This is a genomic window from Rubrivivax gelatinosus IL144 (genome assembly GCF_000284255.1).
GTDB lineage: Bacteria > Pseudomonadota > Gammaproteobacteria > Burkholderiales > Burkholderiaceae_C > Rubrivivax > Rubrivivax gelatinosus_A.
Genome location: NC_017075.1, coordinates 4,923,772 through 4,937,095, shown reverse-complemented (window position 1 = coordinate 4,937,095; position 13,324 = coordinate 4,923,772). Strand labels below are relative to the sequence as shown.

Sequence of the window (13,324 nt, the reverse complement as noted above, 5' to 3'; positions counted from 1 at the left end):
ACGCACCCGCCGGGGCAACGCGTGAGCGTGCGACTGCAGAAGACCGAGGCCGGGCGCGAGGCCATCCGCCGCCGCGACGGCGAACTCTCGCGCGCCGCGCGCAACCTGCTGCTGATCCTCGACCCCTCGCGCCCGGCCGAGGCCTGGCTGGCCGCGGTGGCCGGCGCCCAGCCGGCCGACCTGGAGCGGCTGATCGCGCTGGGCTACGTCGCCGAACCCGAAGCGCCGGCCGCGCTGCCGCCCGGCGTGTCCCCGGCGCGTGCGGCTCTCCAGGCGCTGCTGCCGACGCTCGATGCGCGCCTGCTCTACGCCCGGCTGACCGCCGAGGCGCGCCCGCTGCTGGGCCTGGTCAAGGGCTACCGCCTGGTGCTCGACCTGGAGCGCAGCGGCCCCGAGCAGCTGCCCCGTCTGGCGCAGCGTTTCGTCGACGAACTCGAAGCCGCCCAGGGCACGGCCGCGGCGCTGGACTTCTGTCGCCGCCTCGGCTCGCCGGGCTGACGCCGCGCGGCACGCCGGCCGCGCTCTGCGGCACACTGCGCGCCGCGATGAGCATCCGTTTGTATGTCGACTCTCCCCTGGCCGCCGGCACGACGCTGGCGCTGCCGCCCGGCGCCGCGCGCCATGTCCAGGTGCGCCGGCTGCAGCCCGGCCACGCGCTGCTGCTGTTCGACGGCGGCGGCGCCGAATGGCCGGCCGAGGTCCTCGCGATGGGGCGCAGCGAGGTCACGGTGCGTGTCGGCGAGCCGCAGGCCGTCGAACGCGAGCTGCCGTTCACGGCGACGCTGGCCGTCGGCATGCCGGCCAACGACCGCATGGATGCACTGGTCGAGAAGGCGACCGAGCTCGGCGTCGCGGCGATCCAGCCGCTGGTCTGCGAACGTTCGGTGCTGCGCCTGGACGGCGAACGTGCCGAGCGCAAGCAGGCGCACTGGCAGGCGGTGGCCGTCGCCGCCTGCGAGCAGTGCGGGCGCACGCGTGTGCCGCGCGTCGAGCCGGTGCGGCCGCTGGCGGCCTGGCTGGGCGCGCTGTCCTCTTCGCAGGACCTGGGCACGCGGCTGCTGCTGAGCCCGCGCCCCGGTGCGCGCCCGCTGGCCGAGCGGCTGCCGGCCGGCGCCGGCTTCTGCACGCTGAGCGGCCCCGAAGGCGGCTTGTCGCCGGCCGAGGAAGCGGCTGCCGAGGCCGCCGGCTTCGCCGCCGTCGGCCTGGGCCCGCGTGTGCTGCGTGCCGACACCGCGCCGCTGGCGGTGCTGGGCTGGGCCGGGCTGCGGGTCTGACCCGCTGCGCGGCGGCCGGGGCCGCCGCGACAATCGCCGCGCAATGCGGCACGACGAGTACCTGCGCCACGACGCCACCGCGCTCGCCGAACTCGTGCGCCGCGGCGAGGTCTCGGCGCGCGAGCTGCTGGACTTGGCGCGCGCCCAGGCCGGGCGCGTGCAGCCCCGGCTCAATGCCTTCACCCGCATGCTGCCGACGCTGGCCGAAGCCCAGCTCGCGCGCGGCGCCGCCGGCCCGCTGACTGGCGTGCCCTTCGTCGTCAAGGACAGCGTCGCCGACGTCGCCGGCCAGCCGACCAGCTACGGCAGCCGCGCCGGCGAACGTTTCGTCGCCCCGCGGCACGCCGCGGTGCTGCGCCGGCTGCTCGACGCGGGTGCCACCGTCTTCGCCAAGACCAACCTGCCCGAGTTCGGGCTCAAGGGCATCAGCGACTCGCGTGCCTTCGGCCCGGTCTCCAACCCCTGGGACCCGGGACGCAACGCCGGCGGCTCCAGCGGTGGCTCGGCGGCTGCGGTCGCCGCGGGCGTCGTGCCGATGGCCGGCGGCAACGACGGTGGTGGCTCGCTGCGCATCCCGGCCGCCTTCTGCGGGCTGTTCGCGCTGAAGCCGTCGCGCGGGCGCATCTCCAACGGCCCGGGGCTGGGCGAGGTCTGGTTCGGCGCCTGCAGCGAAGGCGTGATCTCGCGCAGCGTGCGCGACAGCGCGCTGGCGCTGGACGTGCTCTGCGGCCCCGAGCCCGGTGACCCGTTCGCCGGCGGGGCGCCGGCCGAGCCCTTCGTCGCCGCGCTGCGCCGGCCGCTGGCGCGGCTGCGCATCGCGTTTTCGATCGCCTCGCCGCTGGGCACCGCCGTCGACGCCGAGGCCGCGGCCGCGGTGCAGGCCGCCGCGCGCCGGCTCGCAGCCCTGGGCCACCACGTCGAGGAAGCCGCACCGCCCGTCGACGGCCACGCGGTCGCGGCGTGTTATCTGAAGCTCTACGCCGCCCAGGTGCCGGCGGTGATGGACCAGGCGCGTTCGCTGGGCGCGCGCGACACCGAGTTCGAGCCGCTGACGCGCGTGATGGCCGCCTACGGCCGCCGCCTGGACGCGGCGGCGCTGACCCAGAGCCTAGCGCGCTGGAACGAGTTCGCACGCACGCTGGGCGCGTTCTTCGGCGCCTGGGACGTCTGGCTGACACCGACCACGGCGCGAGCGGCACTGCCGCACGGCACGCTGGACCCGCCGCCGGCCGAAGCCCGGCTGACCGACACGCTGCTGGCCAGCGGCCTGCTCGCGCCGCTGGCGCGCTGGGGGGCGCTCGACGCGCGTGTGCAGCGCCTGTTCGTGCAGAACCTGGCGCCGTACCCGTTCACCCAGCTCGCCAACCTGGCCGGCGTGCCGGCGATGAGCCTGCCGCTGCACTGGACGCCCGAGGGCCTGCCGCTTGGCGTGCAGGCCGTGGGCCGCCAGGGCGACGAGGCGACGCTGCTGCGGCTGGCCGCCGAGCTGGAAGCCGATGCGCCCTGGTTCGACCGGCTGGCGCCGATCGCACACGAAGCCGGCTGATCAGCCTTCGGCGGCGATCTCGCGCAGCGCCTGCTCGAAGACCTCGGGCGGCTGGCCGCCGGAGATCAGATGGCGTTCGTTGACGACGACGCCCGGCACCGAGCGGATGCCCAAGCCCAGCCAGCGCTGCTCCTCGGCGCGCACGGCGTCGGCGAACTCGCCGGACTCGAGGATCTCGCGGGCGCGTGCTTCGTTCAGCCCGACGCCGGCCGCGACCTGGGCCAGCACCTCGGGGTCGCTCGGGTTGCGGCCTTCGCCGTGGTAGGCGGCGAGCAGCGCGCGCTTGAGTTCCAGCGCCCGGCCTTCGATTCCGGCCCAGTGCAGCAGCCGGTGGGCGTCGAAGGTGTTCCAGATGCGCGTGCGTTCGCCGAAGGCGAAGCCGACCGCCGCGCCGCGTTCGGCCAGCGTGCGCCGCACCGCGGCGAACTGCTCGGGCGCGCCGCCGTACTTGCGCTGCAGGTGTTCGTCGATCGCCTCGCCTTCGGGCGCCATGTCGGGGTTCAGCTCGAAGGGGCGGACCTCGATCTCGGCCTCGATCTCGCCGGCCAGGTTCTCCAGCGCGCGCTCCAGCGAGGCCAGCCCGACGGCGCACCAGGGGCAGACGACGTCGCTGACGAAGTCGATGTGCAGACGTTTCATTCGGCCTCCTTGTTCGAGCCGGCGACCATGTCGAAGCGGAACAGCCGGCATTCGATGGGCCCGTTCCACATCGGCACGCGCCGGCTTTCCTTCAGCCGCATCAGCGAGGGCAGCTTCATCTCCGGGCTCAGCACCCAGGCCGTCCAGCCGGCGTAGCGGCGTTTCCAGTGGCCGGCCAGCGCGCCGAAGAACTCGGCCGACGAACCGCCGCCGTCGAAGCCTTCGCGCGCGCCGCCTGCCGAGGCTTCGGCGCGTGCGGCGCCGCTGCCCTTGGGCGCGATGCGTTCGCCGTACGGCGGGTTGAGCATCAGCGTGCCGCGTTCGGCCGGCGCCGGCCGCTGCAGCGCGTCGGCGGTCTTGAAGGCGATGGCCTGGCCGACGCCGGCGTTGGCGGCGTTGCGCGCCGCGAAGTCGGTCATGCGAAAGCTGACGTCGCCGGCGAAGAGCTCGACGGCCGGCGCGTGCACGCGCTCGCGTGCAGCCTGCTGCAGCTCGCGCCAGGCGCCGAGCTGGTCGCGAAAGGGCAGCAGGCGCTCGAAGGCGAAGCGGCGCTTGATGCCCGGGGCGATGCCGCAGGCGATCTGCGCGGCCTCGATGGCGATCGTGCCGGCGCCGCAGCAGGGGTCGAGCAGCGCGCCGTCCTCCTCGCGGCCCTGCCAGCCGGCGGCGGCCAGCATTGCCGCGGCCAGCGTCTCCTTCAGCGGCGCCTCGCCCTTGACGCCGCCGGCGCGCTCGTCGCGCCAGCCGCGCTTGAACAGCGCCTCGCCCGAGGTGTCGGCGTACAGCGTCGCGTGCTCGGGGCCGACGTACAGCTGCAGCGACAGGTCGGGGTGGCGGGTGTCGACGCTGGGCCGTTCGCCGGCGCTCTCGCGCAGGCTGTCGCAGACGGCGTCCTTCACGCGCAGCGCGGCGAAGTTCAGGCTCTTCAGCGGCGAACGCTGGGCGGCGACGTCGACACGCAGCGTCTGGCGCGGCGTGATCCAGTCGCCCCAGCGCACGCGGCGCGCGAGTTCGTAGAGCTCGTGCTCGTCGCGGTAGGGGCCGTCGATCAGCGGCCATAGCACACGCTGGGCGAGCCGGCTCTCCAGGTTCAGCGCCATCGCCGCGGCGGCGTCGCCGTCGACCCAGACGCCGCCGCGCGTGGCTTCGGTCGGCCGGCCGGTGATGCGGGCGGCCTCCTCGGCCAGCAGCGGTTCGACGCCGCCGGCGCACGGAAGGAACAGCGAAACGGTCATGGTGCGAAACGGCGCGCGGGCGCCGGGTTTGGCTGCACTGTAGTGCAGCGGGTCAGATCGCGCGGCGCAGCGAGGCCGGCGCGATCTTCAGCGCCTCGCGGTACTTGGCGACGGTGCGGCGTGCGACCTGGATGCCCTGCTCCTCGAGCATTTGCGAGAGCTGGCTGTCCGACAGCGGCTTGGCGCTGTCCTCGGCCGAGACCAGCTGCTGGATCAGCGCGCGCACCGCGGTGCTCGACGCGTTGCCGCCGGCCTCGGTGTTCAGCGAGCTGCCGAAGAAGTACTTCAGCTCGAAGGTGCCTTGCGGCGTGGCCATGTACTTGGCCGTCGTCACGCGCGAGATCGTGCTCTCGTGCAGGCCCAGCTCGTCGGCGATCTCGCGCAGCACCAGCGGCTTCATCGCGATCGCGCCGTGGGTGAAGAAGCCCTTCTGGCGCTCGACGATGGCCTTGGACACGCGCAGGATGGTGTCGAAGCGCTGCTGGATGTTCTTCATGAACCAGCGCGCCTCCTGCAGCCGCGACGACAACCCGCCGCCGCTGCCGCGCTGGCCGCGGATCGCCTGGGCGTAGAGGTCGTTGATGCGCAGCTTGGGCATCACGTCCGGGTTGAGCACGACCTTGAAGCCGCGCCCGGCCTTCTGGACGATGACGTCGGGCACGATGATGTTCGACTCGGCCGGCGCGAACGGCCGCCCGGGCTTGGGCTCGCAGGCGACGATCAGCGCCTGCGCCTGGCGCAGCAGATCCTCGCCGGCGCCGGTGGCCGCGGTCAGCTTGCGCACGTCGCGCCGCGCCAGCAGCTCCAGCGAGTGCTCGCAGATGCGGATCGCGACCTCGCGCGCCTCGCAGCGCGACAGCGTGCGCAGCTGCAGCACCAGGCACTCGGACAACGAGCGCGCGCCGACGCCGGTCGGCTCCAGGCTCTGCAGCCAGCGCAGCGCGCACTGCAGGCGATCGAGCAGGCTCTCGCGCTGCTCGTCGTCGTCCAGGTCGAGCATGTCGGCCAGGCGCGCGGCGATGTCTTCCAGCGGGTCGGCGAGGTAGCCGTCGTCGTCCAGCGACTCGATCAGCACGTTCAGCGCCGCGAAGTCCTCGGGCGACAAACGCATGCCGGCGACCTGGGCGCGCAGATGGTCCTGCAGCGTGCCGACGCCGGCGCGGCGCTCCTGCGGGTCGAGCTCGTCGTCGCCTTCGGGCGCCGCCGAACTCGGCGTCTCGCGGATGCCGTCGAAGTCGTCGCGTTCGGTGCCGTTCTCCCAGTCGTCGCGTTCGGTGGTGCCGAACTCGGCGGCGTCGACCTCGGCCGGCGCCGGCTCGGCGGCACCGTCGCCGCCGTCGTCGCGCTCGGCGACGCGGTCGGCCGCGGCCCGTTCGGCCGGCGCGTCGAAGGGCGTCGGCGACTCCTCGTCCATCTCCAGGAACGGGTTCTGCTCGAGCATCTGCTCGACTTCCTGGTGCAGCTCCAGCGTCGACAGCTGCAGCAGCCGGATCGACTGCTGGAGCTGCGGCGTCAACGCCAGGTGCTGGGACAGGCGAACCTGCAGGGACGGCTTCATCGGCGGGTCACATGCGGAAGTGCTCGCCGAGGTAGACCTTGCGCACCTCGGCGTTCTCGACGATCGCCTGCGGCGTGCCCTCGGCGAGCACGCTGCCTTCGCTGATGATGTAGGCGCGGTCGCAGATGCCCAGCGTCTCGCGCACGTTGTGGTCGGTGATCAGCACCCCGATGCCGCGCGACTTGAGGAAGGAGATGATGCGCTGGATCTCGATGACGGCGATCGGGTCGACGCCGGCGAAGGGCTCGTCGAGCAGGATGAAGCGCGGCTGGGTCGCCAGCGCCCGTGCGATCTCGACGCGGCGGCGTTCGCCGCCGGACAGCGCCGGGGCCGGCGAGTCGCGCAGCTTCTCGATCGACAGGTCGTGCAGCAGCTTGTCCAGCAGCTCCTGGATCTGCGCCGGCTTCAGCGGCCGGCCGTCCGGGCCCTGCTGCAGTTCGAGCACGGCGCGGATGTTCTCCTCGACCGTCAGCTTGCGGAAGATCGACGCTTCCTGCGGCAGGTAGGACAGGCCCAGGCGCGAACGCTGGTGGATCGGCAGGCGCTCGATCGCCTGGCCGTCGATGCGGATCTGGCCGTCGTCGGCGCGCACCAGGCCGACCACCATGTAGAAGGTGGTCGTCTTGCCGGCGCCGTTGGGGCCGAGCAGGCCGACGACCTCGCCGGCGGCCACCGACAGGTGCACGTCCTTGACGACGCGGCGCGCGCCGTAGCTCTTTTGCAGGTGCTCGGCCTCGAGCCGGCTGACGTTCGCCGCGGCGTCCATCAGCGCGCGCCCCCGAGCGTGCGCGACGGCGCCAGCGGCGCGGCCGAGGCCGGTGCCGAGGCGGCGGACGCGCTGCCGTCGGCGCGCGGGCTCAGCACCGCACGCACCCGGCCGCTGGGGTTGGCACTCGTCGTCTGGCCGCCGGCGACGTTGAAGGTCTCGGCGGTGTTGTCCCAGACGATCTGCGAGCCGGTGATCTCGTCGGAGACGATCGAGCCGCGCAGCCGGCGCACGGCGCCGTTGCCGATGAAATGCAGCGTGTCGGCGCGGCCGTCGTACTCGATGCGGTCGGCCTGGCCTTCGACGATCTCGTCGACGCCGTCGCGCTTCTGGCGGTAGCTGGCCTGGCGCCCGGGCGTGCCGATCGCGGTGGCCGCGCGGTAGCCGTCGGAGGTCTCGCGCAGCTCGACGCGGTCGGCGCGGATGATCATCGTGCCCTGGGTGATGACGACGTTGCCGTTGAACTCGACTACCTGGCGCTGCAGGTCGACCGAGCCTGGGCGATCGGCCTCGACCACCATCTGGCGCTCGCGGTCGGCACGCTCGGCCATGGCGGCGGCGCACAGCAGCGCCAGGGCGAACGGCGCGGCGCGGCGAAGGAGGTGGGAACGAGGCGTCATATTCGGCACGAAACTTGCAAGCATTCTAGCCACAAGTTCGTGCCGCAGGGCAGGGGCCGAGGCCCCGTGTTGCGAGGGCGATGCGCCGGGTCAAGCCGGCGCATTCCCCGCTCAGGCGCCCTGGCGGACGCGGCCGATCAGGTAGTCGGTGACGGCCAGCGCACGTTCGTGGCTGCCGGCCAGTGCGCCGGAAGTGTAGTACCGGCCCTGGATGCCGATCGCCGGCACGCCGTCGATCTTGTAGGCCTCGGAGAGCTGCTTGGCGCGGTTGGACTTGGTCGCCACGCTGAACGAGTTGAAGGCCTCGGCGAACTTCTTGCCGTCCAGGCCGTTGGCGACCATGAAGTCGACGATGTCCTTTTCGGCCAGCAGGCGCTTGCCCTGGGCGTGGATCGCGGTGAAGACCTTGCGGTGCATCGCGCTGACCTGGCCCATCTCCTCGAGCGCGTAGAAGATCTTCTGGCCGATCTGGTGGCGCGCCGTGAAGCCCACCGGCACGCGGCGGAAGGCCACGTCGGTCGGCAGGCGCTTGCTCCAGGTGTCCAGCAGCGGCTCGAACTGGTAGCAGTGCGGGCACTCGTACCAGAAGAACTCCACGACCTCGACCTTCTTGCCCTCGGGCAGCGAGGACGGCGCAGCCGTCTGCAGCCGCACGTAGTGCGTGCCCTCGACCGGCCCGCCCTGCGCATGGGCGGAGCCGGCGAGCGCCAGCCCGAGGCCCGTGCCGGCCAGGTGGATCGAGAAATCGCGCCGCTTCATGAGAGTCCTTTCGAGTGAGCGTTGACGGGTCATGGACCGGCGCTGACGGTGCCGGGTTCCCTGATCACGGCTTTTCGGCGCGCACCAGCCGGGCGTCGATGTTGGCGGCCTGCAGCCGCCCCTGCACGGCTTCGGCGTCCTCGCGCGTGGCGTAGGGGCCTGTCCGCACCCGGTACATCGTCTTGCCGGCCTGCTCGCGCTCGCTCACCTTGGCGCCGTAGCCGAGCATCGCCAGACGGGCGCGCTCCTGCTCGGCGTCCTCGGTGCGCGTGAACGCGCCGGTCTGCACGAAATACACGAACGCTTCAGCGGCCTTGTCGGTGGACTGGCCCGAGAGGATGGCCGCCGGATCGCGGGAGGAACCGCCTTGCGCGGCCGGCGGCGTGGCCGGCGTGCGGGCGGTGGGCGGTGTGCCCGGCGCCGAGGCCGGGACCGGCGGCGCGGCCGGGGCAGCCGGCGACGTGGCGGGCGTGCCGGCCGCGGTGCCCGAGGCGGCGGGCTCGGGCATCGGCGGCACCTTGCCCGCCAGCGGCGCGTTCGGGTCCCAGCGCTTGTTGCGCTCGGCCTCGGCGCTGTCCTGCTCGGGGGTGCGCTGCGGCACCTTGTCGATGAAGGGCACCGGGGCCTTGGTGATGTAGAGCGCCACGCCCAGCGCCACCGCCAGGCCTGCGAGCAGGCCGACGACGAGGCCGAGCGCGAAGCCGCCGCGCTGGTTCTTCACGCTTGCACCTCCGGGGCGGCGTCGCGCCCCATCGAAGTCGGGGCCGAGACGCCGAGCATCGCCAGCGCGTTGCGCAGCACCTGGGCGGTGGCCGCCAGCAGTGCCATGCGCGCGCGGGCCAGCGCCGGGTCGTCGACGAGGAAACGTTCGGCGGCGTAGTAGCTGTGGAAGGCCGCGGCCAGGTCACGCAGGTAGAAGGCGACGTCGTGCGGCGCGAACTCGGCCGCGGCGCGTTCGAGCATCGTCGGGTAGGCGGCCAGCTGCAGCATCAGCGCGTACTCCGACGGCGCCGTCAGCCGCGACAGGTCGGCGCCGGCGAAGTCGGCCTCGCCCTGGTACTGCGCCAGCACCGAGCAGATGCGGGCGTGCGCGTACTGGACGTAGAAGACCGGGTTCTCGTCGTTGGCCTTGCGCGCCAGGTCGACGTCGAAGACGAACTCGGTGTCGGCCTTGCGGCTGATGAGGAAGAAGCGCACCGCGTCGCGGCTGGTCCAGTCGATCAGGTCGCGCAGCGTGACGTAGCTGCCGGCGCGCTTGGAGATCTTCACCTCCTGGCCGCCCTTCATGACCGTGACCATCTTGTGCAGCACGTAGTCGGGGTAGCCGGCCGGGATGCCGACGCCCGCGGCTTGCAGGCCGGCGCGCACGCGCGCGATCGTGCCGTGGTGGTCGCTGCCCTGGACGTTGATGACCTTGGTGAAGCCGCGCTCGAACTTGGCGATGTGATATGCGACGTCGGGCACGAAGTAGGTGTAGTTGCCGTCGGACTTGCGCATCACGCGGTCCTTGTCGTCGCCGTAGTCGGTGCTGCGCAGCCACAGCGCGCCGCCTTCCTCGAAGGTCTTGCCGGCGGCGACGAGGCGGCGCACGGTGTCCTCGACGCGGCCGTCGGCGTAGAGGCTGGACTCGAGGTAGTAGTTGTCGAAGCGCACGCCGAAGGCCTGGAGGTCCAGGTCCTGCTCGTGGCGCAGGTAGGCGACGGCGAACTGGCGGATGCCGTCGACGTCGTCGGCGTCGCCCGAGGCGGTGAAGGCGCGGTCGTCGGCGTGCACCGTCTTCTTGGCCGCGAAGTCGGCGGCGATGTCGCCGATGTAGTCGCCGTTGTAGGCCGACTCGGGCCAGCCGTCGTCGCCGGGCTTGAGGCCCTTCAGGCGGCAGCGCGTCGAGGTGGCCAGGTTCTGGATCTGCACGCCGGCGTCGTTGTAATAGAACTCGCGCGTCACGTCCCAGCCCTGCGACTCGAACAGCCGGCATATCGAGTCGCCCAGCGCCGCCTGGCGGCCGTGGCCGACGTGCAGCGGCCCGGTCGGGTTGGCGGAGACGAACTCGACCATCATGCGCTGGCCGTTGGCCGGCTTGAGGCCGAAGCCCTCGCCGCCTTGCAGCACCTCGGCGACGACGGCCTGGCGCGCCGCCGGCTTCAGGCGCAGGTTGATGAAGCCCGGGCCGGCGATCTCCAGCGACTCGACCCAGCGGCCCACGGCCGGCTGCTTCTCCAGCAGCGCGACGAGCTGCTGGCCGATCTCGCGCGGGTTCTTCTTCAGCGTTCGCGACAGCCCCATCGCGGCGGTGATCGCGAGGTCGCCGTGGGCGGCCTGCTTGGGGGACTCGAAGGCGGCAACCGGGGCTGCGTCGGGGGCCAGTTCGGCCAGCGCCGCGGCCAGTGCCTGCAGCAGCTCTTGCTTGGCTTGGATCATCGGGCGATTCTACTTTTGGGGCCCCCCTGGGCGGCGCGGGCTCGCCGCCCGGCCGCGATGGTGGCAACATCGGCCGGCCCCACCCGGCTGCGACGATGACCGACGCCCCCACCGCGACCTCCACCTTCTTCGACTCCGAGCTGCCCGAGCGCATCGGCAAGTACCGCGTGCTCGAACGCCTCGGCGAGGGCGCGACCAGCGAAGTCTTCCGCGCCCGCGACGACTTCCGCGAGGAGGACGTGGCGATCAAGCGCGTGCGCCCGGCGCTGGCCGCCGATTCGCGCGAGAGCCACTTCCAGCAGCGTTTCTTCGCCGCCGAGGCGGCGCTCGTCGGCCGGCTCCAGCACCCCAACGTCGTGCGCATCCTCGACGCGGTGGCCGACGTCCAGGCGCCGTACCTGGTGATGGAGTACGTGCCCGGCGTCACGCTGCGCCGCTTCTGCCGCGCCGACGCGCTGCTGCCGCTGGACCAGATCGTCGAGATCGGCTTCAAGTGCGCGATGGCCCTGGACTACATGTACCGCCAGGGCCTGATCCACCGCGACGTGAAGCCGGCCAACCTGCTGGCGGTGCTCGACGGCGACCAGGTCGTCGACGTCAAGATCACCGACTTCGGCAGCGTCTTCAACTTCGACACCGAGCGCACCCAGATCTACCGCGTCGGCTCGCTGGCCTACATGTCGCCCGAGCAGCTCGATGGCGACACGCTGGACTGCCGCGCCGACATCTATTCGCTGGCCGCGGTGCTGTTCCACCTGATCGCCGGCCGCCCACCGTTCGACGCCCAGCAGCAGCCGGCGCTGATGCACCAGATCTACCGCGCCGCGCCGCCGCAGCTCGGGCTGCTGCGCGAAGGCGTGCCGCCGCGGCTGGAGGCTCTGATCCTGCGCGCACTGGGCAAGAAGCGCGACGAGCGCCCGGCCGACTGGAACGAGTTCGCGCAGGCGCTGTCGGAGCTGGTCGCCAACCGCGAGGTCACGCACGGCCACGCCCAGAACGTGCTCGACTCCGAGCGCTTCAGCCTGCTGCGCAAGCTGGAGTTCTTCTCGCGCTTCGGAGACGTCGAGCTCTGGGAAGTGGTGCACCGCGCGAAGTGGCAGCGCTTCCCCTACGGCCATGCGCTGTACCGCAAGGGCGACACCGGCAACACCTTCCACATCGTCGCCGCCGGCCAGGTGGACGTCTACCGTGACGGCCAGCGGGTCGCGCGCCTGGGCACCGGCACCTCGGTCGGCGAGATGGCCTACCTGGCGCCCAGCGAGGAGCTGCGCACGCACAGCGCCGACATCCTCGTTTCCGAACCGCTGACCAGCATCGCGTTCACGCCCGAGACGCTGGGCCAGCTGTCGGTCGACACGCGCCACCGCTTCGACCAGGCCTTCATCGGCGTGCTGGTGCGCCGGCTGCACGCCGCGCACGAGGCGATGGCGCACCCTAGGCGCATCATGTAGCGCCGCTGGCGCGTGCCGGTTACCAGCGCGTCCCGGGCGGCACGTCAATGCGGATGCCGAAGCGTTCGGCGGGCGAGACCAGCACGTCTTCCATCATCTCGCCCCACGGCCCGGCTTCGGGCTGCGCCTGCAGATCGCGCTCGCGCTGCGCGACCAGCGCTTCCATGTCGGCGCGGCTGGGGCGGCGTGCCCGGTCGGTGGCACGCTGCTGCGGCGCGTGGCCGAAACGCACCGCCATGCGGCGCAGCAGCCCGTGGTACATCTGAGACACGCGTGACGGCGTCACCTTCAGCGAGGCGGCCAGTTCCACCGGCGTCATGCCGACGCCCAGGTAGGCGTCGATGACCTGGCGCTCGCGCTCCGGGAGCTGGGCGAAGAAGGTCTCCAGGTGGCGCAGCACGATCGCGGTGTCCACGCGCGCCTCGACCTCGTCCTTCTCGGTCGCCGGGTGGTGGCGTTCGGCGAAGTCGGGTTCGTCGTCGTCGCCGCCGGAGCTGCTGCGCTGCTGGCTGGCCTGGGCCAACTGCTCGAGCAGCGCGATCTCGTCGACGTCCATCTTGCACAGCCGCGCCAGCTCGGCGAGGCCGGGTTCGGTGCCGTTCTTCGAGCGCCAGCGTTCGCGCGCGATCTGCATCACCTTGATCTTGCGGCGCTGGGCGCGCGTCAGCACGTCCATCTGGCGCAGCTCGTCGATCATCGCGCCGCGCACGCGCTGGCGGGCGTAGCGCGCGAAGGCTTCGCGCGCCTCTTCGGACTCCGGGTCGCCCTCCCAGACGAAGCTGAGCGAGGCCTGCGCGACGGCGATCAGCCCGACCTGGATCAGGTCGGCCTTCTCCACGTTGGCCGGCAAATGCCGCACCAGCGACTGCGCCTGCTGACGCACCCAGCTCTGATTGCGGGCCACCAGGGCCGACGGCACCCCCTCCAGCGAGATCATGGGCGCCTATCTTCGGGGGCGGGCGCGGATGTCACAAGCGCCGGCCTGGAAATACGACACGATTCCCCCTGGCCCGGGGTCGGGCCCTCTGGTCCAATCGGTGCCAGCCCCGGAGGGCACT

13 protein-coding genes are annotated in these 13,324 nt (G+C 72.5%); 4 read left to right on the top strand and 9 right to left on the bottom strand.

From position 1 onward, the window contains the following. Positions 1-21: 21 nt before the first annotated feature. The 3 genes from RGE_RS22490 to RGE_RS22480 are packed head-to-tail and all read left to right on the top strand — an operon-like array spanning position 22 to position 2,820. Positions 22-498 carry a hypothetical protein gene (locus RGE_RS22490; protein ID WP_014430791.1) on the top strand — a complete coding sequence of 159 codons (477 nt, stop codon included), beginning with the start codon at positions 22-24 and terminating at the stop codon, positions 496-498. A 47-nt stretch (positions 499-545) separates the two neighbouring features. Then, the gene (locus RGE_RS22485; protein ID WP_014430790.1) at positions 546-1,274 is read left to right on the top strand and encodes a 16S rRNA (uracil(1498)-N(3))-methyltransferase; all 729 of its coding nucleotides are present in this window, start codon (positions 546-548) and stop codon (positions 1,272-1,274) included. A gap of 43 nt (positions 1,275-1,317) precedes the next feature. Next, positions 1,318-2,820 (top strand): amidase, encoded by a 1,503-nt coding sequence (locus RGE_RS22480; RefSeq protein WP_014430789.1) that lies wholly within the window; start codon positions 1,318-1,320, stop codon positions 2,818-2,820. Here RGE_RS22480 and RGE_RS22475 read toward each other — a convergent pair whose 3' ends face one another. The 8 genes from RGE_RS22475 to argS form a co-directional block, all read right to left on the bottom strand. Beyond that, a complete protein-coding gene (locus RGE_RS22475) occupies positions 2,821-3,459 on the bottom strand; it encodes a DsbA family oxidoreductase (protein WP_014430788.1) in 639 nt (212 codons plus the stop codon). It lies immediately after the preceding gene. Continuing rightward, positions 3,456-4,694, bottom strand: a complete 1,239-nt coding sequence (locus tag RGE_RS22470; RefSeq protein ID WP_014430787.1) for a THUMP domain-containing class I SAM-dependent RNA methyltransferase — start codon at positions 4,692-4,694, stop codon at positions 3,456-3,458. The genes RGE_RS22475 and RGE_RS22470 overlap by 4 nt, the downstream gene beginning before the upstream one ends. A 52-nt stretch (positions 4,695-4,746) precedes the next feature. Further along, a complete protein-coding gene (locus tag RGE_RS22465; RefSeq protein ID WP_014430786.1) occupies positions 4,747-6,252 on the bottom strand; it encodes an RNA polymerase factor sigma-54 in 1,506 nt (501 codons plus the stop codon). 7 nt (positions 6,253-6,259) lie between these two features. Beyond that, positions 6,260-7,018, bottom strand: a complete 759-nt coding sequence (gene lptB, locus RGE_RS22460; RefSeq protein WP_014430785.1) for an LPS export ABC transporter ATP-binding protein — start codon at positions 7,016-7,018, stop codon at positions 6,260-6,262. Next, positions 7,018-7,638, bottom strand: a complete 621-nt coding sequence (gene lptA / locus RGE_RS22455) for a lipopolysaccharide transport periplasmic protein LptA (RefSeq protein WP_052311034.1) — start codon at positions 7,636-7,638, stop codon at positions 7,018-7,020. The genes lptB and lptA overlap by 1 nt, the downstream gene beginning before the upstream one ends. Positions 7,639-7,749: 111 nt before the next feature. Next, the gene (locus RGE_RS22450; RefSeq protein ID WP_014430783.1) at positions 7,750-8,397 is read right to left on the bottom strand and encodes a thiol:disulfide interchange protein DsbA/DsbL; all 648 of its coding nucleotides are present in this window, start codon (positions 8,395-8,397) and stop codon (positions 7,750-7,752) included. Positions 8,398-8,461: 64 nt separating this feature from the next. Beyond that, positions 8,462-9,118: an SPOR domain-containing protein gene (locus RGE_RS22445; RefSeq protein WP_014430782.1), complete on the bottom strand. Its 657-nt coding sequence runs from the start codon at positions 9,116-9,118 to the stop codon at positions 8,462-8,464. Beyond that, on the bottom strand, positions 9,115-10,815 hold the full coding sequence (argS, locus tag RGE_RS22440) for an arginine--tRNA ligase (protein WP_014430781.1): 1,701 nt from the start codon (positions 10,813-10,815) through the stop codon (positions 9,115-9,117). The genes RGE_RS22445 and argS overlap by 4 nt, the downstream gene beginning before the upstream one ends. A gap of 95 nt (positions 10,816-10,910) precedes the next feature. Here argS and RGE_RS22435 point away from each other — a divergent pair, with 95 nt between their 5' ends. Next, positions 10,911-12,266: a serine/threonine-protein kinase gene (locus RGE_RS22435; protein WP_014430779.1), complete on the top strand. Its 1,356-nt coding sequence runs from the start codon at positions 10,911-10,913 to the stop codon at positions 12,264-12,266. Positions 12,267-12,285: 19 nt separating this feature from the next. Here the strand turns inward: RGE_RS22435 and RGE_RS22430 are convergent, their stop codons facing one another. Then, entirely contained in the window at positions 12,286-13,203 is a 918-nt protein-coding gene (locus RGE_RS22430; RefSeq protein WP_014430778.1) for a sigma-70 family RNA polymerase sigma factor, read from the bottom strand. Between the last annotated feature and the right edge of the window lie 121 nt (positions 13,204-13,324).